The 21,030-nt window shown below is 68.7% G+C and carries 26 protein-coding genes and 1 pseudogene; 15 read left to right on the top strand and 12 right to left on the bottom strand.

What is annotated here, in order from left to right; all coding sequences use genetic code 11:
* Positions 1–49: 49 nt before the first annotated feature.
* Both AB0H88_RS03920 and AB0H88_RS03915 read left to right on the top strand, forming a co-directional pair.
* Positions 50–568, top strand: a complete 519-nt coding sequence (locus tag AB0H88_RS03920) for a SigE family RNA polymerase sigma factor (protein WP_357640932.1) — start codon at positions 50–52, stop codon at positions 566–568.
* Positions 565–1,758: a hypothetical protein gene (locus AB0H88_RS03915; RefSeq protein ID WP_357640929.1), complete on the top strand. Its 1,194-nt coding sequence runs from the start codon at positions 565–567 to the stop codon at positions 1,756–1,758. The genes AB0H88_RS03920 and AB0H88_RS03915 overlap by 4 nt, the downstream gene beginning before the upstream one ends.
* A gap of 96 nt (positions 1,759–1,854) precedes the next feature.
* Here the strand turns inward: AB0H88_RS03915 and AB0H88_RS03910 are convergent, their stop codons facing one another.
* From AB0H88_RS03910 to AB0H88_RS03900, 3 genes are all read right to left on the bottom strand, one after another.
* Positions 1,855–3,027: a glycerophosphodiester phosphodiesterase gene (locus tag AB0H88_RS03910; protein ID WP_357640926.1), complete on the bottom strand. Its 1,173-nt coding sequence runs from the start codon at positions 3,025–3,027 to the stop codon at positions 1,855–1,857.
* Between the two features lie 391 nt (positions 3,028–3,418).
* Positions 3,419–3,640: a DUF397 domain-containing protein gene (locus AB0H88_RS03905; protein ID WP_357640924.1), complete on the bottom strand. Its 222-nt coding sequence runs from the start codon at positions 3,638–3,640 to the stop codon at positions 3,419–3,421.
* On the bottom strand, positions 3,631–4,413 hold the full coding sequence (locus AB0H88_RS03900; RefSeq protein WP_357640921.1) for a helix-turn-helix transcriptional regulator: 783 nt from the start codon (positions 4,411–4,413) through the stop codon (positions 3,631–3,633). Before AB0H88_RS03900 ends, AB0H88_RS03905 begins: the two co-directional genes overlap by 10 nt.
* 272 nt (positions 4,414–4,685) lie before the next feature.
* On the opposite strand from AB0H88_RS03900, the gene AB0H88_RS03895 reads away from it, so the two are divergent.
* Positions 4,686–5,171 carry an ATP-binding protein gene (locus AB0H88_RS03895; protein ID WP_357640919.1) on the top strand — a complete coding sequence of 162 codons (486 nt, stop codon included), beginning with the start codon at positions 4,686–4,688 and terminating at the stop codon, positions 5,169–5,171.
* Here the strand turns inward: AB0H88_RS03895 and AB0H88_RS03890 are convergent, their stop codons facing one another.
* Entirely contained in the window at positions 5,172–6,017 is an 846-nt protein-coding gene (locus AB0H88_RS03890; RefSeq protein WP_357640916.1) for an alpha/beta hydrolase, read from the bottom strand.
* Between the two features lie 59 nt (positions 6,018–6,076).
* On the opposite strand from AB0H88_RS03890, the gene AB0H88_RS03885 reads away from it, so the two are divergent.
* Both AB0H88_RS03885 and AB0H88_RS03880 read left to right on the top strand, forming a co-directional pair.
* Complete coding sequence (locus AB0H88_RS03885) at positions 6,077–6,640, top strand: helix-turn-helix domain-containing protein (protein WP_357640914.1); 564 nt, start codon at positions 6,077–6,079, stop codon at positions 6,638–6,640.
* A gap of 69 nt (positions 6,641–6,709) precedes the next feature.
* A complete protein-coding gene (locus AB0H88_RS03880; RefSeq protein WP_357640911.1) occupies positions 6,710–6,967 on the top strand; it encodes a hypothetical protein in 258 nt (85 codons plus the stop codon).
* A gap of 26 nt (positions 6,968–6,993) precedes the next feature.
* Here AB0H88_RS03880 and AB0H88_RS03875 read toward each other — a convergent pair whose 3' ends face one another.
* Both AB0H88_RS03875 and AB0H88_RS03870 read right to left on the bottom strand, forming a co-directional pair.
* Positions 6,994–7,446 carry a hypothetical protein gene (locus tag AB0H88_RS03875; RefSeq protein WP_357640909.1) on the bottom strand — a complete coding sequence of 151 codons (453 nt, stop codon included), beginning with the start codon at positions 7,444–7,446 and terminating at the stop codon, positions 6,994–6,996.
* A 124-nt stretch (positions 7,447–7,570) separates the two neighbouring features.
* Positions 7,571–7,702: pseudogene (locus AB0H88_RS03870) on the bottom strand (DUF6010 family protein); the annotation flags it as partial.
* A 47-nt stretch (positions 7,703–7,749) separates the two neighbouring features.
* On the opposite strand from AB0H88_RS03870, the gene AB0H88_RS03865 reads away from it, so the two are divergent.
* The gene (locus tag AB0H88_RS03865) at positions 7,750–8,022 is read left to right on the top strand and encodes a helix-turn-helix domain-containing protein (RefSeq protein WP_357640907.1); all 273 of its coding nucleotides are present in this window, start codon (positions 7,750–7,752) and stop codon (positions 8,020–8,022) included.
* Here the strand turns inward: AB0H88_RS03865 and AB0H88_RS03860 are convergent.
* A complete protein-coding gene (locus tag AB0H88_RS03860) occupies positions 8,019–8,990 on the bottom strand; it encodes a GNAT family N-acetyltransferase (protein WP_357640904.1) in 972 nt (323 codons plus the stop codon). The two genes, AB0H88_RS03865 and AB0H88_RS03860, sit on opposite strands and share 4 nt — an antisense overlap.
* Before the next feature lie 198 nt (positions 8,991–9,188).
* Between AB0H88_RS03860 and AB0H88_RS03855 the strand changes: the two genes are divergently transcribed.
* The 3 genes from AB0H88_RS03855 (at position 9,189) to AB0H88_RS03845 (ending at position 13,196) form a co-directional block, all read left to right on the top strand.
* Positions 9,189–11,885 carry an AAA family ATPase gene (locus AB0H88_RS03855; RefSeq protein WP_357640902.1) on the top strand — a complete coding sequence of 899 codons (2,697 nt, stop codon included), beginning with the start codon at positions 9,189–9,191 and terminating at the stop codon, positions 11,883–11,885.
* Between the two features lie 186 nt (positions 11,886–12,071).
* Positions 12,072–12,821, top strand: a complete 750-nt coding sequence (locus AB0H88_RS03850) for an SDR family oxidoreductase (protein ID WP_357640899.1) — start codon at positions 12,072–12,074, stop codon at positions 12,819–12,821.
* Positions 12,822–12,851: 30 nt separating this feature from the next.
* The gene (locus AB0H88_RS03845; RefSeq protein ID WP_357640897.1) at positions 12,852–13,196 is read left to right on the top strand and encodes a DUF1801 domain-containing protein; all 345 of its coding nucleotides are present in this window, start codon (positions 12,852–12,854) and stop codon (positions 13,194–13,196) included.
* A gap of 62 nt (positions 13,197–13,258) precedes the next feature.
* Here AB0H88_RS03845 and AB0H88_RS03840 read toward each other — a convergent pair whose 3' ends face one another.
* The 3 genes from AB0H88_RS03840 to AB0H88_RS03830 form a co-directional block, all read right to left on the bottom strand.
* Positions 13,259–14,245, bottom strand: coding sequence for a hypothetical protein (locus AB0H88_RS03840; protein ID WP_357640894.1), 987 nt, complete (start codon positions 14,243–14,245; stop codon positions 13,259–13,261).
* Positions 14,229–14,432 (bottom strand): hypothetical protein, encoded by a 204-nt coding sequence (locus AB0H88_RS03835; RefSeq protein ID WP_357640891.1) that lies wholly within the window; start codon positions 14,430–14,432, stop codon positions 14,229–14,231. Before AB0H88_RS03835 ends, AB0H88_RS03840 begins: the two co-directional genes overlap by 17 nt.
* Before the next feature lie 773 nt (positions 14,433–15,205).
* Positions 15,206–15,796: a helix-turn-helix domain-containing protein gene (locus AB0H88_RS03830; protein WP_357640888.1), complete on the bottom strand. Its 591-nt coding sequence runs from the start codon at positions 15,794–15,796 to the stop codon at positions 15,206–15,208.
* A 37-nt stretch (positions 15,797–15,833) separates the two neighbouring features.
* On the opposite strand from AB0H88_RS03830, the gene AB0H88_RS03825 reads away from it, so the two are divergent.
* From AB0H88_RS03825 to AB0H88_RS03810, 4 genes are read left to right on the top strand one after another with little or no spacing between them, the layout of a single operon-like run.
* Complete coding sequence (locus AB0H88_RS03825) at positions 15,834–17,291, top strand: amidohydrolase family protein (RefSeq protein ID WP_357640886.1); 1,458 nt, start codon at positions 15,834–15,836, stop codon at positions 17,289–17,291.
* A gap of 11 nt (positions 17,292–17,302) precedes the next feature.
* Positions 17,303–17,761, top strand: a complete 459-nt coding sequence (locus tag AB0H88_RS03820; RefSeq protein WP_357640883.1) for a DUF1772 domain-containing protein — start codon at positions 17,303–17,305, stop codon at positions 17,759–17,761.
* A complete protein-coding gene (locus AB0H88_RS03815) occupies positions 17,761–18,999 on the top strand; it encodes an SGNH/GDSL hydrolase family protein (RefSeq protein WP_357640880.1) in 1,239 nt (412 codons plus the stop codon). Before AB0H88_RS03820 ends, AB0H88_RS03815 begins: the two co-directional genes overlap by 1 nt.
* Before the next feature lie 3 nt (positions 19,000–19,002).
* A complete protein-coding gene (locus tag AB0H88_RS03810; protein WP_357641994.1) occupies positions 19,003–19,206 on the top strand; it encodes a DUF1330 domain-containing protein in 204 nt (67 codons plus the stop codon).
* Here AB0H88_RS03810 and AB0H88_RS03805 read toward each other — a convergent pair.
* The gene (locus tag AB0H88_RS03805) at positions 19,152–19,553 is read right to left on the bottom strand and encodes a hypothetical protein (RefSeq protein ID WP_357640878.1); all 402 of its coding nucleotides are present in this window, start codon (positions 19,551–19,553) and stop codon (positions 19,152–19,154) included. The two genes, AB0H88_RS03810 and AB0H88_RS03805, sit on opposite strands and share 55 nt — an antisense overlap.
* Between AB0H88_RS03805 and AB0H88_RS03800 the strand changes: the two genes are divergently transcribed.
* Positions 19,530–19,925 carry an NAD(P)-dependent oxidoreductase gene (locus AB0H88_RS03800; protein WP_357640877.1) on the top strand — a complete coding sequence of 132 codons (396 nt, stop codon included), beginning with the start codon at positions 19,530–19,532 and terminating at the stop codon, positions 19,923–19,925. The genes AB0H88_RS03805 and AB0H88_RS03800 overlap by 24 nt on opposite strands.
* Before the next feature lie 70 nt (positions 19,926–19,995).
* Here the strand turns inward: AB0H88_RS03800 and AB0H88_RS03795 are convergent, their stop codons facing one another.
* On the bottom strand, positions 19,996–20,448 hold the full coding sequence (locus tag AB0H88_RS03795) for a helix-turn-helix domain-containing protein (RefSeq protein WP_357640874.1): 453 nt from the start codon (positions 20,446–20,448) through the stop codon (positions 19,996–19,998).
* 92 nt (positions 20,449–20,540) lie between these two features.
* Here AB0H88_RS03795 and AB0H88_RS03790 point away from each other — a divergent pair, with 92 nt between their 5' ends.
* Positions 20,541–20,927: a PPOX class F420-dependent oxidoreductase gene (locus AB0H88_RS03790; RefSeq protein WP_357640871.1), complete on the top strand. Its 387-nt coding sequence runs from the start codon at positions 20,541–20,543 to the stop codon at positions 20,925–20,927.
* Positions 20,928–21,030 lie beyond the last annotated feature (103 nt).

Genomic DNA, 21,030 nt, shown 5'->3' with positions numbered 1-21,030 from the left:
CCAACCTTTCGCCCGCCCGACTGCGTCGCTAACGGCGAGAGGAGTCGTCTTGGACCACAATGACAGCTTCCGCGAGTTCATGGCCGCCCACCAGCAGTCGCTGATGCGGACGGCGTATCTGCTCACGGGGGATGCCCACCTCGCCGAGGACCTGCTGCAGAGCGTGCTGGTCAAGCTGCTCGGCCGCTGGCCCAAGCTGGCCAGCCCGCAGGCGTACGCCCGTAAGGCGCTGGTCAACCAGTACATCTCCTGGCGCCGGCGGCTTGTCTGGACGACTGAGCTGCCGAGCGCCGAGCCGCCGGAGCGGCCCCACTCCAGCGAGGAGTCCACGATCGCCCGGCTCGCCATGGGGCAGGCGCTCGCGCGGTTGCCACCCAGGCAACGGGCGGTGATCGTCCTGCGCTACTACGAGGATCTCACCGAGCACGAGACCGCCAGGCTGCTGAACTGCTCGCTCGGCACCGTCAAGAGCCAAGCCCACGACGCGCTGGCCCGGTTACGGGCGCTCGCGCCGGAGCTGGCACCGAAGTTCGCCGAGATGGAAGAGCTGAAGGGGGCACACCGATGACCTGGCTGCGAGATGCGCTGAACGATGTGGCCGACGACGCGCCCCAGGTGGACCTGACCGAGCGGACGATCAGAACCCGCGAGCGGCGGCGCAGGGTGACTCCGCTCGTGGCGGCCGCCGCGGTCATCGCCGCCGCGCTCGCCGCGACTGCCGCCGTACGATTGCTGCCGGCGGAGCCGGAGGCGGCCACAGACCCCAAGGCGGTGTCCGACCTCCCGGCCCGCGGGGTGGAGCCACTGAGCCACGCCTACATGACGTTCTGCCGGCCGCAGGGCGGCGAGGTGCCGGCCGGGTGCGTGGACGGTGGCTGGCGGGTGGTCACCCGGGACGGCAGGACCTACCGGGTGGCGCAGGCCCTGCGCGGTACCCAGTCCGGGCTTGTGACCAGCCCCCTGGCGATCAGCCGGGACGGCGGCAAGATCGCCTACTACGACATCGGGGCCCGCACCTTCGTGGTACGCGATCTCGCCTCCGGATCCGTGCTGACGGCCCCGGCGAAGGTGCCCAAGGCCCAGCTCGGCAGCATCGCCCATCTTCTGCTGTCGGACGACGGCCGCTTCCTGGCCTTCACCAAGAGACCGCCGCTGAAGGACCCGGCCATGCTGTTCGACATGCGCGAGCACAGGGTCCGGTCGTTTCCCAACGGCGGGAATCCCATCGGCCTGTCCCCGGACGGCGACACGATCACCGTGGCGGAGTACGCGGGCAAGACGCGGCTGCAGACCATCACCCGCCTCTGGCAGACGTCCAAGGCGATCAACGTGAGGACCGTCGACGTCACCGGCCACTACCTGGCCGGCGGCCTCGGTCCCGATGGAAAGACCGTCGTCGCGGTGGAGAGCGAAGAAGTTCCCGGCACCGGATGCTTCAAAAGCGGCCGGGATCTCGTGCAGCTGGACCGGGAAACCGGCAAGGTGGTCCAGAGGGTCCCCATACGGGGCCTGTTCACGACCAGTAATCGCGTCTATCTGCGCAGTTGGACCGGCCTTCAAGAGATCACCGCCCTTGCCCAGCCCCTTGTGTGCAAGAAGAGTCGCGACTCCGACCCTGCCCCGACCCTCGACCCTCCGTACGCTCCCTTCACGGCCTACGCGGTGAACGTCAAGACCGGCCAGGCCAGGAAGCTCGCCACCTACACCGCCCAGGACTTCTTCTCCCTCGTGCTCCCCGGCAACCCCGGGACCCTGTGACGGGTGGACCCTATGGCTCTCGGCCGTCAAGGCCGGGCAGTAACGTGCCCGATGCGCGACCCCGCCTCCCGGCCGTCCGGGAGGCGGGGTGTTCGTCTACTCTTGCCCCTCTTCCGGCAGGCCGTTATCGAACTGCTTCGGCTGTACCTGCTCGCGCGGCTTGCCCTGCTCCGACTTCGCCAGGGCGGCGGTGTCGGGATAGTCGGTGACGAAGGCGTCCACGCCCAGGTCTATGTGCGCCCGGTATTCCGCCAGCGCGTCACCGTGGTCCGTCGGGGTCTGGCCGCGGCGCAGCTGCAGGGGCAGGTACTGGTTCTCGCTGCGGAAGGTGTACACGCCGATCTTCAGCCCCGCCTTGTGCGCGTCGGACACCAGCGTCGTCGGAGTGCCCGAGCTGCCGTCCGGGTTGAGCGGGATCGCCGATGACTTGTCCGGCCCGATCCACTTCGCGTACTGCGCGATCTTCGCCAGCCCTTCGGGCTTCATCATGTCCGCGTAGGTCGTCGGGTCCCCGGCCGCGGTCAGGTCGTACGGCTGTCCGCTGGTGCCCAGAGCCTGCCACAGCGGCACGCGGAGCTCCTTCGCCACCCGCTTCAGGCTGGACGGCTCGAACGACTGCACCACCACCGGGCTGTTCGGCCGGTTGAGCCCGTTGCGCTTGACGGTCTCGATCAGCGGCTCCTCCAGCGGCAGCCCGATCGACCTGAAGTAGGTCGGGTGCTTGGTCTCGGGAAAGACCCCGACCTGCTTGCCGTACTGGCGCGAGAGGCGCTTGGCCAGGTCGAGCACCTCCTGGAAGGTGAGCACCTGGTAGTAGCCGTTGTAGACGGTGTTGCGCTGCCGGATCGCGGGCAGCCGCTCGACCGCGCGCAGCGTCTTCAGCTCGGCGAGGGTGAAGTCCTCGGTGAACCAACCGGTCACGTTGCGCCCGTCGACGACCTTGGTGGTCTTGCGCGCGGCGAACTCGGGACGCAGCGACACGTCGGTGGTGCCGGAGATCTCGTTCTCGTGCCTGACGACCAGCTGGTGGTCCTTGGTCGGCACCAGGTCGGGCTCGATCCAGTCGGCGCCCACGGCCACAGCCAGCTCGTAGCCGCCCTGCGTGTGCTCGGGACGGTGGCCCGCCGCGCCGCGGTGTCCGATGATGACGACCTGGGACCGGTCGGGTGCGGACTCGGCTGCCGCTGCGGCTGGAGCCGTGGCGGCTCCGGCCCCGGCTCCGGCGAGGGGGGTGAGGATGGCGAGGGTGGTGGCTGCGATCTTCCGCACGTTGAAACTCCCTGCGGCATCTGTACCGGAGACTCTCACCGATGATCACCGCGGCAATTATGGTAATGACCGAAATCTAGCCATGGGCCAATAACGGCGGAATTTCCGGTGACGAGCCCGGATGATGTGCCCGCCGCGCAGGGCGGCGATCTTTGAGCGCGGCGATCAAGGCTGTCCGCCGTGGCGCTCCCGGGCGCGGCTCTGGCCCCGACGTTCCCGGTGCTCCTCGTGCTCCTCCGCACACGCGGACACCAAACGCTGACCTCCGGCCCAGCCTCCCACGCTCCCACCGCAGCACCACCGCCGAGTGCCCGCACCTGCTCACGGCCCGAGGCGGGCCTGTCTTTACGGCCCCCGATGGGATTTGTCAGGGGCCGCATGGTCGATGGCGCTAGAAGTCGAATATTCCGTTCTTCGCGCCTGCTACGAACTTATCCCAGACGGCCCGGCGGACCACCCAGGGCTCGGCATCCGGTTGCTCGGTGTCGCGCAGGGCGACGCGGCCGTCGGACAGATGCTTGGCTTCCAGGCAATCACCGCCTTGACCGCTCGATGCGGTGATCCATCCGATCGGGTTTGCGATCTCCTTGATAACGCCCTCATTCAACTCCACGCTGCCACTCTCTCCTTGATTCGCTGCACTGACAGATACTCGGGGAGCGCCGCGCTGCGTATGAGTTCGAGTCTGTCCACGAGCCGCTTGATGTCGCTGGTGGAGTCAACTACGCGACCGTGGATGGCTGATTCGACGTAGGCGGCGATCGGCACTCCGTTTTCCCGCGCCAAGAGAGCCGAGCCCACCAGCACCGCTGTGCACCGGGCTGCATAGGGGAGGAGCTGGACGGTGAACCATTTTCTCTCGGCCATGGCGATCAGGTGTTCCAGCTGACGGCGGGTCACGAAGTCATCTCCAATCGGACGATACAGGACGCCCTCGTCCACCACAGCAAGGAACTGAGGGGGATTCAGCCGGTCGAAGATGGTTTGCCGCTCTATTCGGGCCTGGACCGCTTCTTCGGCCTGCTCCGGCGTCGTGTGAGGCTCCCCTTGGAAGATCGCGCGAGCGTACTCCTCCGTCTGTACCAGCCCGGGCACGATAAGGGGAGCCCAGGTGATGAGCTGGTCGGCCTTCCGCTCAATCGGTGGCCACTGCCGGAACCAGTCGGGCATCCGGTTGCCGCTGATGGCCGGCCAGTGGGTGAGCAGCGCGCCGTCCAGCCCCAGCGCCTTTTCGCAGAGCTCGATCAGTTCGCGCGTGGGCTTCTCGTCTCCGCGTTCTACGTTGCCAATACGACTCTTGCTGTAGCCGATGCGCTCGGCGAGCTGCGCCTGAGTCCATTTAGCCGCGTATCGGTATTTCCGTAGATCGGCACCGAAACGTGCCATTGGGCCGACGGTTGGATCGAGCTCTTTGGGTGCTGGCATCAATACCCCTGTGACCGCGACTGTTCCAGCTCTTCTGGTTTGGTGCCAGGAGAAGTCTGGGACCGCTCTGGGATTGTTTCACCACACAATGTAGCCCGTTGCATGCAGTGTTTGAAATGGTAATCGGAAGCTGGGCGCCGCCAATTCGTATAACAGAACTCTGGCGCGAGCGACAGTGGCATGCGCCAGGCTGCAACGGTGGGAAATGGGTGGTAAACATGGCAGAAGCCAGTATGCGGCTCGTCGGCGAGATGCGGTTTCCCGGATGCCCCGAGGTCGTCAGCGATGTACGGATCTATGCTGCTAGCTGGCTTGTCAGGGAGCTGCCTGAAGCCGCCGACGATGCGAATCTTCTGGATAATGTGCGGCTTCTGGTCACCGAAATCGCCACCAACGCAATAAGGCATACTATTTCTGGCCGCTGGAGAAAAGGGGCTTTTCGCGTCCGCATGTGGCTCGGCAGCGGCGGCCGCATCCGTGTTGAGGTCAGGGACCAGGGCTGGTGGTCGGGGCCGCGACTCCGCGACGACGCGAACGAGACCGGCGGGCGAGGGCTGCAGATCTTGGCGGCCGTGGCGACGAGATGGGGTGTCAGAAGGCACTGGCTCGGCCGGACCGTATGGTTCGAACTGCTTGTCCAGGCCCCTGTCGCGGGGGGCACGGCGTACCTGGACGAGCCAGAGCAGAGAGATCTATTTCCCAGGCAAGCGCACGCGTGATCAGGGGTTGCGGCTGAGGAGCCGGCCTATCCGGTCCGCGACGAGGTGCGGTTGCTCGGCCTGGATGAAGTGCGCCGAGTCGACGGCTTCGTAGCGCCCGTCGGGCAGGGTCTCGGCGTAGCGGCGCTGGTGCTCGCGGATGGCGGCGTTCTGGCGCTCCCGCCCTTTGGCGGCGCGGGACGCGGACAGCACGATCGTCGGGCATTTCGGGAGCTGGGGCGGCTGGGCGCGGAACCGCGGGATGGCGGCGGCCACCGCCTGCATCTCCTTGCGGGTCTGGGCGGTCCCGGCGGGGGTGAAGTTCTCGGCGAGCATGGCCTGGTAGGTGTCGGCGGAGAACAAGGGCCGGACGTTGCCACTGAACAACCGCGCCAGGGGGCGGAAGCGGCTGAGCGCCTGCGTCACAGCCAGCATGCGGTCGATCTTCTTGGTGGTCTGGTCCCACGCGTCGTACACCGGGGCGGTCTCCGGTGTGGGGTCGACCAGCAGGAGTCCCCGCAGCCGGGATCCCAGACGCTCGGCGGCGCGGCGGGCGACCAGCCCGCCCATGCTGTGCGCGACGAGGACGAACTCGCCCGGGACGACGGCCTCGGTCATCGCGATCAGGTCGGCGGCCAGGTCATCGACGCTGAGCTGCTGGGTGGTGGGGCCGCTGAGCGCGCGCCCGGCGCGGTCGTAGGCCACCAGCCGCGCCTGGCCGGTCAGCGGTGGCAGCACCGGGTCCCAGCAGGTCCGGCCGCAGCCGCTGCCCGCCTCGAAGACCACCCAATCCTGCCCCTGGCCGGACTCCTCGACATAGACGGTTCGGCCGTTGACGGGCACCTGCTGTCCGGGGGCGTCTCGCATGGCTCCTCCTTCAACGTTTTCATTTTGGATAACGGTATCGCATATGAAATCGTTGGGCCATGGATCCTGTCGAGCAGCTGTTGCACCCGGTGCGGCTGCGCATCGTGCACGCCCTGTCCGCAGCGGGCGCGCTGACGATCGCGCAAATGTGCGCCCGCATGCCCGAGGTACCGAAGATCACGATGTACCGGCAGGTCGCGCAGCTGACCGACGGAGGGTTCCTGAAAGTGGACGGCGAGCAGCGGGTACGCGGCGCCGTCGAGCGCCGCTACCGGCTGCGTCAGGACCGGCCCAGGATCGGCGCCGGCGAGGCCGCCGCGATGTCGCTCGACGATCATCGCCGGGGATTCGCCGCGGCCATGGCCGTCCTGATCGCCGAGTTCAACGCCTACCTGGACCGCGACGGCGCCGACCCGGAGGCCGACTCGGTCTCCTACCGGCAGGGCACCCTGTGGCTCAGCCCGGACGAGCTCACCGCCATGCTGACCGACCTGCTCGCGGTGCTGCGCGACCGGCTGCCCAACACTCCCGCACCAGAGCGCACACCGTACCTCCTCAGCGCGATCTTGTTCCCTGCCGAGCAGCCGCCCGCGCATGAAACCGGCGGTCCCGCCTCGCGATGATCGAGGCGCATGTTCGTAGCAGTCGGCCACGACGCCCCTCGATGGCGATCAGGCCGATATTGTGCGGCCATGGCCGATCATGTCCAGCGCCCACTGCTGTTCCTGGACGTCGACGGGACGCTCCTGCCCTACGGCGGCGGACGGCTCCCATCAGCCTTCGATGAGTGGGCGGCATGGCAGGACCCGGCCAATCCGCAGCTGGCGAAGATCGATCCCGCGCACGGCCCGCGACTGCTGGCGCTGTCCTGCGAGCTCATCTGGGCCACGGCGTGGATGCACGACGCCAACGCCCAGGTCGGCAAGATCGTCGTCACTGTCCAGCGCTGACCACCAGGAAAGGAACCTCCGGTGGGTTATTTGTAGTACTGCACCCAGTACTCGACGGTGTGCTTCTTGTTAAGGGTGAAGGTCGCGTAGTACGTCGAGTGCCCCGCGTTGCTGATGCGGACGATGCCGTACCTGCCGTTGCAGGCCCACTTGCCGGACTTGGCGGTCTTCCAACCGAGGCCGCCACGGCGCTTGTACACGAGGTTCACCTTCATCTGCGAGTTGTTGCCCCAGCAGCGGGCCTTGACCTGCATCACGCGGACACCCGAGCGCCGCTGCCAGTTCGTGGTCTCCAAGTACTTGCCTGGGCCCAGCGACTCGTGCCGTTGGGTGTGCCAGCTGGCCATTGCCGTTGCGACGCTCGCGTGGGTCGAGACTTCACTGTGCGCGGCCGGGGCCGCGACGGCCGGTGCGGCCGCCGCCAGGGCCAAACCGGAGGCGGTGGTGGCGAGGGCGAGGGAGATGCTTGCGAGACGCATGATTACCTGCCTTTTCGGGATGAGACGGGGGTCTGTTTCCGAATGAGAAGGTAAGGCGGAGCGTGTTGACTATCTGTTGAGCCTGTGTTGAAGGCCCTCGTTGAGAGCTGCGCTTCTACGCCTGTCAACCTCCGTCGGGAGAGGCGAGCGGAGCCGCAGACCGGCGGGACAGGCGGGTGCGAAGCCGGCCGAAGACCGAAGGCCCGCCCGCGAAGCACCACAGCGCTATCACCGGGTCGCAGATGGCGCAGCCGAAGAAGGAGAGTCGAGGACAACCTCGCCCGGGAGATGACCCTGACCTAGATGGCCAGGCGCGGCGGGCTCAGCGAGCGGACCTTCAGCCGCCGCTTCCGGGAGCAGACCGGCACCACTCCGCTGCAGTGGCTCCTACGAGCCCGGGTACGCCGGGCGCAGCTCCTGCTGGAGACCACCGACCACGGTGTCGAGCGCGTCGCGACGCAGGCCGGGTTCGGTTCGCCCACCGCCTTCCGGGAGCGGTTCAAGCGCGTCGTCGGTGTCACCCCGCAGTCCTACCGCGCCTCCTTCCGGAGTGTTCCGGGTCGCGGACCGGCCTAAATCTCCAGCCGCCAGTCCGTTTGCTCGTCGAAGAGCTCGAAGCCCAGGGCCTCGTTGATGGCCAGCATGTGGGCGTTGGAGACGGCGTTCCACGTGATGACGCGCTCGATGTGGGGCTCCCGCTCGCGCAGCCAGAGCAGGTTGCCGATCTTGAGAAGCAGGCCCAGGCGGTGGCCCCGGTGCTCGCGCAGTACGGTCGTGTCCGTCTGATGACCCCAGCTGTCGGAGCGGTCCTCGTCGACCAGGATGCGCGTGTAGCCGGCGGGGGCACCGTCGGACGTGCGCCTGACGATCATGGTGTACGGGAGGCGGCCGATGGCCGGAAGGGCCTGCTCGCGGGCGCGCAGGCGGTCGATGGAGAAGTTCACGTCCTCGATGTCCGCGTCGCGCGGGGCGTCGTTCATGCCGCCCATGAGCGTGGCCAGGTCCCGCAGCAACTCGGGGGCCGTCGGGCCGACCCAGCGCTCCAGGTGGTAACCGTCCACCTCGGGCCGCATCCGCTCCAGCGCTGCCCAGTCGATCGTACGCAGGTCGAGCGTGCGGCGGGCCTCCGTGATCGAGACCGTCATCCCGCGCGCGGCGGCGAAGCGGGCGCCCGAGCCGGTGGCGGGCGTCTCGGCCAGGACCAGGTTCCGGCCATGGGCGCGCAGCCGCTCGAGGGCGTGCTCGAACAGCGCCGAGCCCAGCCCCCGGCAGCGCCGCTCCGGCCGCACCACGAGGGTGAACAGCCGGCCCGTGTGGGTGTTGTCGTGCTGGGGGAGCGCCAGTGCGTACCCGCCGACCACCCTGCCGCCCTCGGTCGTCACCCACGCCTCGGACCGCTGGCCCGGCCCGCCTGTACTGACGACGTAGGAGTACCAGGGCAGGGACGGTACGGGGCCCAGGTCGTCGCCGTTGGCGGCCACGAACGCGTCGTACAGATCCGTGACCAGGTCACCCGGCTGGTCGAAATCGATCGGCTGGATCATCCGCTGCTCATTTCGCACTGAGCCTCCCCGAAAGCCAGTCCATGTCGCCATCAACCTACAGAACCAGCCTCGCTCGACGCCGCTGAGATGTCCTGATGACTAGCCTTCGCCGGATGTTGGAATCGGGCTCCAAGGAAGCGGTGTCCACAGGTTCTGCGCGTTCACGCACCACGATCACGCGGGCGCTACTGTGCCCTCATGCTGAAAGGACGCCGCCTTGAGCGGAGTCGCCTGGAGCGGTTGCTCGCGGAGGCACGGGACGGGCGCAGTGGCGCGCTGGTGCTGCGGGGTGAGGCGGGTATCGGCAAGTCCGCGCTTCTCGACGAGGTGGCGTCGGCCGGGCACGGGATGCGGGTGCTCCGGGGAGTGGGCATCGAGACCGAGGCCGAGTTGCCGTTCAGCGGCCTGCACCTGCTCCTGCATCCGTTCGTGGACCGGCTGGAGGTGCTGCCGAAGCAGCAGGCGGGGGCCATGCGGTCGGTGTTCGGGCTGGCGGAGGTCCCGGTGAGCGACCCGTTCCTCGTCGGCGCCGCGACGCTGACCCTGCTGTCGGATCTCGCGGGGGAGCGGCCGCTGGTCTGCCTGATCGACGACGCCCAATCGCTGGACCGGGCGTCCTCGGACGCGCTGTTGTTCGCGGCGCGGCGGCTTCATGAGGATCCGATCGTGATGGTCTTCGCGGTACGGGACACCGCGCAGCCGTTCCCCACGCCCGGGATCGAGGCCATGCGGCTGGACGGGCTGGACCGCGACTCCGCCATGGAAGTGCTGGCGGACTGCGCGCCCGAGCTGACCGTCCCGGTGCGCGACAGGCTCCTGGACGAGGCGGGCGGCAACCCGCTGGCCCTGACAGAGCTCGCGCGCGTGTCACGGGACGGCCTGGTCGCGCCGGTCGGTCCGCTGCGGGTCACCGGGCGGGTGCAGGACGCCTTCCTGGCCCAGTTGCGCGAGTTACCCGGCGCCACCCGCCTGCTCCTTCTCCTGGCGGCGGCCGATGGTACGTCCGAACTCGGGGTGGTCCTGCGGGCGGGCGTGACGTTCGGCGCCTCACCCGTCGATCTCGGCCCGGCTGAAGAGGCCCGTCTCGTCGTCACGTCGGGAGACGAGATCAGGTTCCGTCATCCGCTCATCCGCTCGGCCGTCTACCAGAGTGCCCCGCACCATCAGCGCATCGCCGTACACGAGGCTCTGGCCCGTGCGCTGTCGCCCGCGGCGGACGACGATCGCCGGACCTGGCATCGGGCCGCCGCCGCCGGCGGCCCCGACGAGGAGGTCGCCGCTGACCTGGAACGCACAGCCGAGCGGGCCCGGCATCGCGGTGGGACAGTGGCGGTCGCCTTGGCCTACGAGCGGGCCGCGCGGCTCAGCGCCGACCAGGAAGGCAAGGCCCAGCGGATCGTCCGCGCGGCCCGGTCGGCCTACGACGCCGGGCGTCCGGAATGGGCCACCCGGCTGGCCACCGAGGCCGCCGCCTTGACCGACAGGCCCGCCGTCGTCGCCGAGGCGATCTACGTGCGGGCGCAGGTGGCCTACGAAAGCACCTCACCGGCCGCCGACGCGGCTCTGGCGTCGCAGGGCGCCATGCTGATCACTCGGACCCATCCGGAGCGGGCGGTCTCCATGCTGACCGAGGCCGTGTGGGCGGCCCGTGACGCCTGCGCCCACGATCTCCTCAGGGGCGCCGTCGCCCAGCTTGAGACCGTCCGGCTGCCCGCGGATGCGGCGCTGGCACCCGTCGTCGCGGCGCTGATCGGGTACGGCAGGCTCGCCGACGGCGACCCCGGAGCGGCGGTCGCGCCGATGCGCGCGCTGGTCGAGGCCGTCCAGGCCGGAACCGTCCAGGATTTCGTGGAGCGGGTGATCGCTGGGTTCATGGGGCTGCTGACCGCCGACGACGAGGCGGCGACGGACGTGCTGGAGTCGCTGGTGGCCGACGTCAGAGCGGCGGGATCGCTCGGCTGGCTTCCGTACGCCCTGGAGCCCCTGGCGATCGGGCGGCTGCTACGCGGTGACTTCCGCGGCGCTCAGGCCGACGTCGCCGAGGGCATCTCGCTGGCCTCCGACATCGGCATGGACATGCAGGTGACCGTGCTGAAGGCCATCTCGGTATGGCTCGCCGCGGTGACCGGCGACGTCGCCCAGTGCCACGCGCTGGCCGGCGAGGTGCGCGAACACGCGATCCTGCATCCCACCAACGCGGCCCTCGCGTCGTGGGGTGTGGGGTTGCTCGATCTCGCCGACGGGCGTTTCGAGCAGGCGCTCGACCGGCTCGACGAGGTGTGCGGGGGACCCGCCCGACACGATCTGCTCATCAGGGCCGTGCCGGACCAGGTCGAAGCCGCCATTCGCGCCGGACGCGCCGACCTGGCCCGGCGGCACCTGCCGGCTCTGGCGGCGTGGGCCGAGCACAATGTCGTCGGCAAGGCGCTGGAATCGCGCTGCCAGGCCATGCTCAGCGACGGGGACCAGGCCGAACAGCACTATCGCGCCGCGCTGCGGCTCATCCCCGGCCGGCCGTACGAACTCTCGCGCACCAGGCTCGCCTATGGTGAATGGCTGCGCCGCCAGCGCCGCCGTTCGGAGGCACGCCTCGCTCTGACACAGGCGGAGGACACCTTCGCCAGGCTCGGCGCGGTGAGGTGGGCCGAGCGCGCCCGCGCCGAACTGGCGGTGCTCGGTGACCGGCCGGTGGCCCGCGCCCAGGCCGACGACCCGCTTCAGCGACTGACTCCGCAGGAACTCCAGGTCGTACGGCTGGCCGCGGCCGGGCACAGCAACAGGGAGATCGCGGCGCGGTTGTACCTCAGCCCGCGGACCGTGGGCCATCACCTCTACCGGGCCTACCCGAAGATCGGCGTGACCCGCCGGATGGAGCTCGCCAAGTTCGAGCTGTGAGCCCGTATCAGTCAACGTACTTACCTCCTGACCGCGACCGCACCCACCGCGGACCGCGATCAGGTACGGCGGCGTCTTCGCCGTCCGCCCTGATCAGCGGATCCGCCGAAGCAGTCATCAGTCCGATGCCCGCCGTACCGTGCCGTTCCTAGAGTCGAGCCATCGAACCGACGGACGGAGACAGTCATGCTTCTGGAGAACAAGACCGCGGTGATCTACGGGGGCGGCGGCGCCATCGGCGGCGCGATGGCACGGGGTTTCGCCGCCGAGGGAGCGAGGGTCTTCCTCGCCGGCCGTACTCCCGGCAAGCTCGACGTGGTCGCGGAGGACATCCGGCGCGACGGCGGCCTGGCCCAGACGGCCATCGTGGACGCCCTGGACGAGAGCGCCGTCAATGGCTGGGTCGACTCCATCGCCGCGCAGACGGGCAGCGTCGATATCTCGGTGAACGTCATCTCCCAGGACGCGCTGTTCGTGCCGCTGCTCGACATGCCCGTCGCCGACTTCGGTCTCGCGATGGACAAGGTGGCGCGCTCGTTCCTGCTGACCGCCAAGGCCGCCGCACGGCACATGGTCAAACAGGGCTCGGGAGTCATCCTGCACTTCGGCGGCTCCGATCCGGCCAACTCCATGCCCGGCCTGGGCACCGTACAGGTCGGCAACGACCTGGTCGAGGCGCTGCGCCGCCAGTGGGCCTGCGAACTCGGCCCGCACTCCGTCCGCGTCGTCTCGATGCGGACCGGCGGCATCCCCGAGTCCATGCCCGACGTGCCGGAGATGGCGCCTTTCAAGCAGAAGATGATCGACGCCACGCTGCTCAAGAGGGCGGCGACGCTGGCGGATGTCGGCCGGGTCGCCGCCTTCCTGGCGTCGGAGCAGGCCGGCAGCATCACCTCCACGCAGGTGAACATCTCCTGCGGGGCCCTCGTCGACTGAGACCAACCGAACGCACATCAGGAGACCGGCATGAATGACGAAGTCACCCAGTACATCAACAACACCGCACCATGGCAGCTGGCCGTCTGCGAGAAACTGCGCGCGATGATCCACGAAACCGTTCCCCTGATCGAAGAACGGTTTCAATACGGCAAGCCGCACTTCTTCAAGAACGGTCAGTACGCGGCCGTCATAGCCGTTTCCCGAAACAAGGTGTCGTTCATGGTGTTCAACGCGGAGGACATCCCCGTGGTCAAGGGATTCATCCGGGCGCTGGGCAAGGGGGACCGCAAGGCCACCGACATCGAAGAAGGGCAGGAGGTCGACTACGACGCACTCGCCGACATCCTGGAAAAGACCACGACCGCCTTGTAGCCGCCAGTGTTACGTATTTGCTGCGCGGCGAAGGCGGAGTAGCTAAACGTCGCCGGACTGATTCAGCCGGCGGCCGGCAGGAGAGCGAGCGTCCGGGTGAGCGCGGCGCGACCCCTGCGTAGAGCAGCGGTCCGATCGGTTCCGGCTGGTCCCTGCCATCGGAGATAAACCATGGTGGTGCCATGACGCACGGCCACCGAGACATTCGCCACCAGGTGATGGGCCGGCCGGGACGACGGGTCGCGGCGTCGTATGACGAAGGTCTCGATCTCGCCGGTCCAGGGTCCTGCGGTGAAGGGCCTGACCAGGTGACTGCCCCTCACGTGTGACTTGTCTTCGGTCTCGCAATTGACCCAGTCGCCCCAGCTGAGCGGGCGGGTGCGCGCCTGTTCGGCGGCCTGCTCGTCGGGCAGGAGCAGCACGTCCGTACGTATGGATACCTCGCCGGCCAGGCGGCGCCTGATCGTGGGAGCGCCGCCGTAGACGTTCTGGTCGAAACCGGCGGACGGGCAGACGGTGTCTTGCTCGGGATCGAAGGTCTGCCACGACTTCATGTTCTTGCCGTACGTGGACGGCGCGGGCAGGGCCGCGGCCATCACGCTCAAGGCCGATCTTGGCGAGGCGCCGGCCGGGGCAGGGCTGCCGGGGTCGCCGCCGACGGCGGCCAACACGGACGCTGCCGCGGTTTCCTGGCTGAGCGGGAGCGCACGCGGGTCCATCGCTCTCCATGACACCTCCGCCAGCAGCCCCCCTCGGGCGGCCACGATCGTCGACATGATGTCCGGGTCACTGTCCTTGATGAACTCCTCTTCCTTGGCCGCAGCCTGCACCCCGTGCCATCCCCAGCGGTCGAAATCCGCCAGATCGCTGCCCGAATAATGGGATCGGGGCTGGCGGGCGCAGTCTTCCGCGCCGCGACGGGCCTCTCGGACCACGCGGCTCGCCTGGCCGGGCGAAGTGATCCAGAACCTGACGTCCAGCGCTGAGGACACCTCCGGGGCGCGTATCCGGCCGGTGTAGGCCGGAACCCCCTCAGGGGGGCAGCGCATCGAGGCCGCGATCCGGCCAACAGGAAAACAGAAGGGGGACGTCCAGGTTCATCCCGGCGGGAGCGATGGTGAGGCTCATGTTCTCGGGACGGCGGTGGGCGTCGTCATCCACGCGGCTCCGCAGCCGCTCGGCGATCTCCTCCGCCGAGGTCGCCGCCTGTACGGGTATCGGCAACAGGGGCGGCATCGGCCGGTCGGTGACGCCTGAGATCAACAACAGGGCGACAGCTGTGGCCGCGACACGAAGCCCACGACGCCTGGCAAGATCCACAAGGGGTACGACGCCGGGATTCCGAGAAAGGTTCACCTGGAGCGAGGGCCTCGAAGACCGGTCCATGTCGCCGGCAAGGGCCTCGCCCGCCGCCGCTGAGACGTCTTGTTGGCTAGTCGCCCATCCATGATCATCGGTTCGGGCCCTGCACGCTCCCCGACGAGATCACCGCCGGCAGCGCGTCCCTGAGTCACCGCACAAGCGGCTGTTACTGGCGCGCCAGCGACCACTACTGGTTCGATTGCGGTGGTGGCGAGGGCGGCCGGGAATGGTACTCCTTCCGGCGCGAAGGACGCCGCCGCAGCCGTCGCCAGGCGCGCCGCGAATTGCGCGCCCATCACGGCGAAGACTGACGGAAAGTCAGGGCGAACAGTGACGGAAAGCGGGAGTGCCGGGTATCCGGCCCTCCCGCTCGTATTTCCGCGACCAAGCGCGATGCGGCTGTGAAGTGCTGTCACGCTGCGATCAGCCGTCGCTCACCAATTGCGCCTGAACCGTTTGAGTCAATCGATTGGATCGATTGATTGAATCCCCTGATCCGCCGCGCGCGGATGATGCGGGTCGACCTCGAGGCGGAGCGGTTGGGACACCGAAGGCCGGCGGCTGGTGGCGTGAAGTCGCCTGGGTGGCGCCCTGGTGCAGGCTCGATTGTGCTTATCGTCAGGCTCGCCCATCCCGAGTCGGAACGATCAATCGGCCCCGCAGAGCAGCAGGGCGCTTCTGGCCAGGTTGTCGCTGGCCTGCTGGGGTGTCATCCGTCCTGCCCGCACCTCGTCTCCGGCGGCGTGGCCGAGGGTGGCGACCGCGGTGACGAGCCAGGGTACGGGAAGGTCGGAGACGAACTCGCCGGACTGCCGGCCTCGGCTGAGCACCCGTTCGAGGTGGTCAAAGACCGACTCGTGCCGCTTGTCGTCGGCGGCGGAGTCGCCGGCGGGGGTGGAGACCGTCAGCAGGAGCGGATATCGCTGGAGGGTGCGCCAGCTGATGTCGAGCAGGCGCAGGAGCGCGTCCACGGCGGATCCCCGGTCCAGCTGGGCTGCGTCCATCTGGGCCGCCGCCTCTGCGGCGATCTCGTCGAACACCGCGCCGATCAGCGCCTCCCTGGTCTTGAAGTGGGCGTAGACGGTCTGGCGGCTCACGCCGGCCGCGACGGCGATCTCCTCGACGCTCGCGTGCGGCTGCACGGCGAGCAGATCCTTGGTCGCCCTGAGGATTTCGCTGGCGCTGCGGTCGGCGTCGGCGCGGCGGCGTCGGCGTCTGGAGGGCGTTATCTCGGACACGTTGTCAATCTTAGCCACCTCCGCTATGTTTGACAGCATGTCAGAGTTAATGAAGAGGCGTGACGCGCTGAAGGCGGGCGCGATCATGGTGATGGCCGGGACCGCAGTGGGCATGGGTCAAGCCGCAGCGGCATCGCAGGCGCGCTGGATCGCGCTCACCGGAGTGACCGTTGTCGACGTCACCGGGCGCCCGCACCGGCGCAACAGCACCGTGCTCATCCGTGGACAGCGGATCGTCTCGGTGGGACCGCGCCCTGAGATTCCAGAGGGCACGCAAGTCATCGACTTGCCAGGCAAATTCGTGATCCCGGGCTTGTGCGATGCCCACGTGCACAGCATTCCCGCCGAGCGCATCTCCCCTCCGCTGTACCTCGTCAATGGCGTCACCACCGTGCGCGAGATGTCCGGCAGCCCGCTGCTGCACGAGTGGCGCGAGCGGATCGACCGGGGCGAGTTGCTCGGGCCGCGCTCGGTCATCGCCAGCCGGATCATCGACGGCGCGCCGACCATCGGCGACCCGTCGACCTTCGCCGAGGTCGCGACCGAAGCCCAGGCCCGCGAAGCGGTCCGCCAGGCGAAGCGGGACGGCGCGGACTTCGTCAAGGTGTATTCCAGGCTCTCTCCCGAGCTGTACCGGGTGGTCTCCGACGAGGCGCGCAGGCACCGAATGCCGCTGGCCGGGCACTGCCCCGACGGGGTCGCGCTGACCACGGCCAGCGATCTCGGCCAGTGCAGCGTCGAGCACCTCTACTCCACCTGGTACGACACTTCCACGCGGGAGCGGGAGCTGCGGTCCCGGATTGCCGACCTGGAGTTCGCCCAGAGCGACTACGTCAGCTGGATGCGGGAGATCCACCGGCTGGAGTGGGAGGCGGTCGCCGGCTACAGCGCCCGCAAGGCGGCGTCGGTCTTCGCCACGCTGGCGCGCAACCGAACCCGGGTCGTGCCGACCCTGACGGTCTACCAGGTGCTGGACCGGCCGGACGAGGTGCTGGACGACGGGCGGCTCAAGTACGTGCCCGCCGCCGTGGCCGAAGGCTGGCGGTGGGCGCTGGCCAACATCATCAAGGCGGGCCGTACGCCCGAGGTCACCGCCCAGCGGTACGCGCTGTTCGAGCGCCGCAAGGCGTTCGTGAACGAGCTGGATGAGGCCGGAGTGCCGGTGGTGGCGGGGACGGACGGCGGCGACGTGCCGTTCGTCGTGCCCGGCTTCAGCCTGCACGACGAGCTGGCCAACCTCGTGCGCTCCGGCCTGTCGCCGCTGCGCGCGCTGCGGGCCGCGACCCTGGAACCGGCGCGGCTGCTCGGGCTGGACGACTCGATCGGCGCCGTCGCGCCCGGCAAGGCCGCCGATCTGGTGGTCCTGGACGCCGACCCGCTGGCCGACATCCGCAACACCACCCGCATCCACACCGTGGTGACCCGTGGCCGCGTCATCTCCACGGAGCAGCGGGCCCGGATGCTCGCCGAGATCAAGAGCGCGGCAGCCGCATGAGGGCTCCGGATATGGTGATACGCCTCGTCACCGCGCTCTGTCTGCTGTCCACCGGACTGCTCGCGGGCGCCTTCGGCTACGGCGCCGTCAACGTCGCGACCACCTTCAACGCGGTGCCGCTCGACGTGCGGCTGACCTTCCACTCCGCCCTCATGCGCATGAACGGCCCCGTCATGCAGACCATCATGGCGCTGGCCGCCCTGAGCTCGCTGGCCCTGGCCCTGCTTGCTCGGCGCTATCTGGCCGGGCTGGCGGGCGTGCTGGCCGTGCTCTCGTTCCTGATCACCCGGTTCGGCAACGTGCCGATCAACGGCCAGATCAAGGTGTGGGCCGTCGGCACGCCCCCGGCCGACTACGCCGAGATCCTCCAGCGGTGGGAGATGTTCAACGTCATCCGCACGCTTACAGCCTTCGTCGCCTTCGTCCTGATCATCACCCTCACCGTTCGAGCTCGGCAAGGAGATCGCTAGTGCGTTTCGTCAGGATTCTCGTGGCGCTGCTCCTCGCCACGACTCTGGCCGCCCAGCAGCCCGCCTCGGCGGAGCCGGGGCTCGGCTGGAAAGCCGCCTGGTCGGCCGCGCCCCAGCGCCCGGGCGCCAACTTCACCCCCAATTGGTCCGAGCAGGGCTTCGCGGGCCAGACCCTCAGGCAGGTGGTGCGGACCACCGTCCCCGGCGCCGCCGTCCGGATCCGGCTGACCAACGTGTACGGCACCGCCCCGCTGACGGTCAGCGCCGCCACCGTGGCCCGCAGCTCCGGCGGCGCCGCCGTGAAGACGAGATCGCTCCGGCGCCTGACGTCCGGACGCGCGGCGAGTTTCACCATCCCGGCCGGCGCGGAGCTGGTCAGCGACCCGGTGGCCCTGCCGGTCTCGGCACTGGAACGACTCACGGTCACGCTGCACTTCGCCAAGCCGACCGGGCCGGCGACCTACCACGCCCAGGCGATGGCCGCGAGCTTCCGCGCCGAGGGGAACCACGTGGCCGACCAAGGCTCAGCGGCCTTCACCGAATCCAGCGTGTCCTGGTACTACCTGTCCGGCATCGACGTTCGGGGCACCTCACGGAGTCGCAACGGCGTAGCGCTGTTCGGAGACTCGCTCACCGACGGCTACGGCTCCACTCCCGGCGCCGACAACCGCTACCCCGACGAGCTCGCAGAACGGCTGGTGGCCGGCCGCCGGCCGCGTGCCGTACTCAATCAGGGCATCGGCGGCAACCGCCTGACCGTCGACTCCGCCTGGCTCGGTGACAAGGCCACCGCCCGGTTTGACCGTGACGTCCTCGGCAGCCCCGGCGTGAGCACGGTGATCGTCCTGCTGGGTGTCAACGACATCGGCATGAGCGTGGCGCGTCAGCCCATGGCCGCACCGCACACCGAAGTCTCGGCCGCCGAGATGATCGCCGCGCACCGCGAGCTGATCCGCCGGGCGCATGCCAAGGGCCTGCGCGTCATCGGTGGGACGATCCCGCCCATGAAGGGCTCGCGGTACTACACACCGCTCAGCGAGGCCAAGCGCGACGAGGTCAACGCCTGGATCCGTAGAAACGGCGAGTACGACGCGGTGGCCGACTTCGACCGCGCGCTGGCCTCGCCCGCCGACGAGGATCAGCTTGACCCCGCCTACGACAGCGGCGACCATCTGCACCCCGGCGATGCGGGATACCGTGCGATGGCTGATGCCGTGGATCTCACAGATCTGGGATGAGCCATCATCCTTCGGGCGCCGCCGGTCTTCGGCTTCCCCGGGATCGCCGAGGCGCGCACCTGGTGGGACTCACCCGCGTACCAGGAGATCGCCCCGCTGCGCTCGCGGCACATCGAGGGCGACATCATCCTGGTCGAAGGCGTCCCCGAGGGCTACGACCCGACTCCCGCCGCGAAGGCGGTGCGGGAGGCGCTGGCTGCCGAGTAGCCCCAGCATCGCCTGGGTGTGGTGCCGGCCGTTGACGAACAACGGCACGGCCGTGCCGAGCGCGCGCCGTCCTTCCGGGCGTCGGTGGACTGCTCGTTGTACGGCGGATGCGAAACCATTCGTCTGAGCGCCAGGATCCGTAAGGAGCCGTGCCTCGAAAAGTGCGAGGGTGGCCGCGTCGGTCGGCTGGTCTCGCTCGTCGACGGTCGAATGCGATGACCAAAGCGTATTCCGGCCTCAGGAAGGGCGATTCTCTGGTCACGGTCGGAAAGATTCACCGCCACGAGAACCGCGTCTTGGCCGTCACCGCGGCGGTAGACGAGATGGTCCGGGTGGGCGGACAGCACGGTGATGCTGCCTTCGCGCAGTGCGGCCAGCTCTTTTCGGAGCGTCAGGAGTTCGCTGGCGAGGGAGAGGACCGAGCGAGGGTCGAGTTCCTGGCTCTCGACGCTGAACTCAGCGTGGTCGACGAATCGGCGCTCATCGCGGCGCTGGAGGACGGACGGATCGGTTTCGCGGCCCTCGATGTGTTCGAGGTCGAGCCGCTGCCCGCCGGGAGCCCGCTCTGGACCATGCCGAACGTCCTGATCAGCCCGCACACCGCGGCCCTCGCCGTCGACGAGGAGGCGGCCGTCGTCGAGCTGTTCGCCGACAATGCCACTCGTCTGCTCGACGGGCATCCGCTGGTGAACGTCGTCGACACGGTCGAGTTCTACTGACGTGCCGGGTTCACGGAAGGAGTGACACGGAAGGAGTGACACGGAAGGAGTGACGCCGTCCCCGTCTCGATCACCCGGCCGCGCCGGGGCCGGGCAGCAGGTCGACGTCGCCCGCGTGCATCGGCTCGCCGCAGTGGGCGCAGCGCAGGTCGACGCGGCTGATCTCACCGCACGCGTGATGGCGGTAGAGCACCGGCGGGCCGGCCTCGCCCGCGAGCCACTTGTCCCCCCAGCCGGCCATGACCATGAGCAGGTCGACGAGCTCGGCGCCCTTCGCCGTCAGGCGGTATTCGTAGCGCGGCCGCATGTCGTAGGCGTGCCGATCAAGCACGCCCTGGTCGATGAGGTGGTTGAGCCGCTCGGTCAGCACCTTGCGCGAGATCCCGAGGTCGGCCTGGATCTGGTCGAACCGGCTCACCCCGGCCCACACGTCACGCAGGATCAGCGGCGACCACGGCTCTCCGATCACGTCGAGGGTGCGCGCGATGGAGCAGGCCATCTCCCTGAAGTTCGTGCGTTGCATGAAGGCAGTCTAGCAATTGGGGTTCCCTTAGGGAACTTCGAGTGTTACGCTCATGGAGTCTCTTCAAGGAACCCTAAGACCGCCATCAGGAGATGATCACCGTGCTCAACCCCGACGTACGCCGCGTGCTCGACGGCACCTCGCTCGCCCACCTCGCCAGCGTCCTTCCTGACGGCGCTCCCCACTCCGTTCCGGTCTGGATCGGCACGTACGGCGACCAAGTCGCCATCATGACCGGCCCGGGCTCCCAGAAGGCCCGCAACCTGCGGCGCGATCCCCGGGTCGCACTCTCCCTGACGCCGCCCGACAACCCGTTCCAGCCGGTCATCGTCCGCGGCAGGGTCGTCGAGTGGATCGAGGGCGACGCAGCCTGGGAGATCGTCGACCGGATCTCGACGAAGTACATCGGCGGCCCCTACTCGCGCGATGTGGAGCGGGTCGTCGCGCTCATCGAGCCCGATCGGCAGACCATGGGCTGAGGCGCCCTGCCGCACGTCATCTTGCTTGGCGCAGAAGAGTATCGATCTTCGCTTACTGTGCATCTCGGGGAAATCGCTGAGGCAGAATGTCCGAGCCAGGGCG

Source organism: Nonomuraea sp. NPDC050680 (genome assembly GCF_040654555.1).
Taxonomy (GTDB): domain Bacteria; phylum Actinomycetota; class Actinomycetes; order Streptosporangiales; family Streptosporangiaceae; genus Nonomuraea.
Note: the sequence above shows the minus strand (reverse complement) of the source record. Positions and strands in the feature narration are given on the sequence as shown.

Bases quoted from the DNA above. Each gene is read 5' to 3' on its own strand.
- AB0H88_RS03795 (WP_357640874.1), bottom strand. From the start codon at position 20,448: ATGCAACGCACGAACTTCAGGGAGATGGCCTGCTCCATCGCGCGCACC.
- AB0H88_RS03860 (WP_357640904.1), bottom strand. From the start codon at position 8,990: ATGATCCAGCCGATCGATTTCGACCAGCCGGGTGACCTGGTCACGGAT.
- AB0H88_RS03855 (WP_357640902.1), top strand. From the start codon at position 9,189: ATGCTGAAAGGACGCCGCCTTGAGCGGAGTCGCCTGGAGCGGTTGCTC.
- AB0H88_RS03840 (WP_357640894.1), bottom strand. From the start codon at position 14,245: ATGCGCTGCCCCCCTGAGGGGGTTCCGGCCTACACCGGCCGGATACGC.
- AB0H88_RS03820 (WP_357640883.1), top strand. From the start codon at position 17,303: ATGGTGATACGCCTCGTCACCGCGCTCTGTCTGCTGTCCACCGGACTG.
- AB0H88_RS03880 (WP_357640911.1), top strand. From the start codon at position 6,710: ATGGCCGATCATGTCCAGCGCCCACTGCTGTTCCTGGACGTCGACGGG.
- AB0H88_RS03790 (WP_357640871.1), top strand. From the start codon at position 20,541: ATGATCACCGTGCTCAACCCCGACGTACGCCGCGTGCTCGACGGCACC.
- AB0H88_RS03900 (WP_357640921.1), bottom strand. From the start codon at position 4,413: ATGGCACGTTTCGGTGCCGATCTACGGAAATACCGATACGCGGCTAAA.
- AB0H88_RS03890 (WP_357640916.1), bottom strand. From the start codon at position 6,017: ATGCGAGACGCCCCCGGACAGCAGGTGCCCGTCAACGGCCGAACCGTC.
- AB0H88_RS03915 (WP_357640929.1), top strand. From the start codon at position 565: ATGACCTGGCTGCGAGATGCGCTGAACGATGTGGCCGACGACGCGCCC.
- AB0H88_RS03895 (WP_357640919.1), top strand. From the start codon at position 4,686: ATGCGGCTCGTCGGCGAGATGCGGTTTCCCGGATGCCCCGAGGTCGTC.
- AB0H88_RS03845 (WP_357640897.1), top strand. From the start codon at position 12,852: ATGAATGACGAAGTCACCCAGTACATCAACAACACCGCACCATGGCAG.
- AB0H88_RS03825 (WP_357640886.1), top strand. From the start codon at position 15,834: ATGTCAGAGTTAATGAAGAGGCGTGACGCGCTGAAGGCGGGCGCGATC.
- AB0H88_RS03850 (WP_357640899.1), top strand. From the start codon at position 12,072: ATGCTTCTGGAGAACAAGACCGCGGTGATCTACGGGGGCGGCGGCGCC.
- AB0H88_RS03835 (WP_357640891.1), bottom strand. From the start codon at position 14,432: ATGCCGCCCCTGTTGCCGATACCCGTACAGGCGGCGACCTCGGCGGAG.
- AB0H88_RS03800 (WP_357640877.1), top strand. From the start codon at position 19,530: ATGGTCCGGGTGGGCGGACAGCACGGTGATGCTGCCTTCGCGCAGTGC.
- AB0H88_RS03875 (WP_357640909.1), bottom strand. From the start codon at position 7,446: ATGCGTCTCGCAAGCATCTCCCTCGCCCTCGCCACCACCGCCTCCGGT.
- AB0H88_RS03865 (WP_357640907.1), top strand. From the start codon at position 7,750: ATGGCCAGGCGCGGCGGGCTCAGCGAGCGGACCTTCAGCCGCCGCTTC.
- AB0H88_RS03885 (WP_357640914.1), top strand. From the start codon at position 6,077: ATGGATCCTGTCGAGCAGCTGTTGCACCCGGTGCGGCTGCGCATCGTG.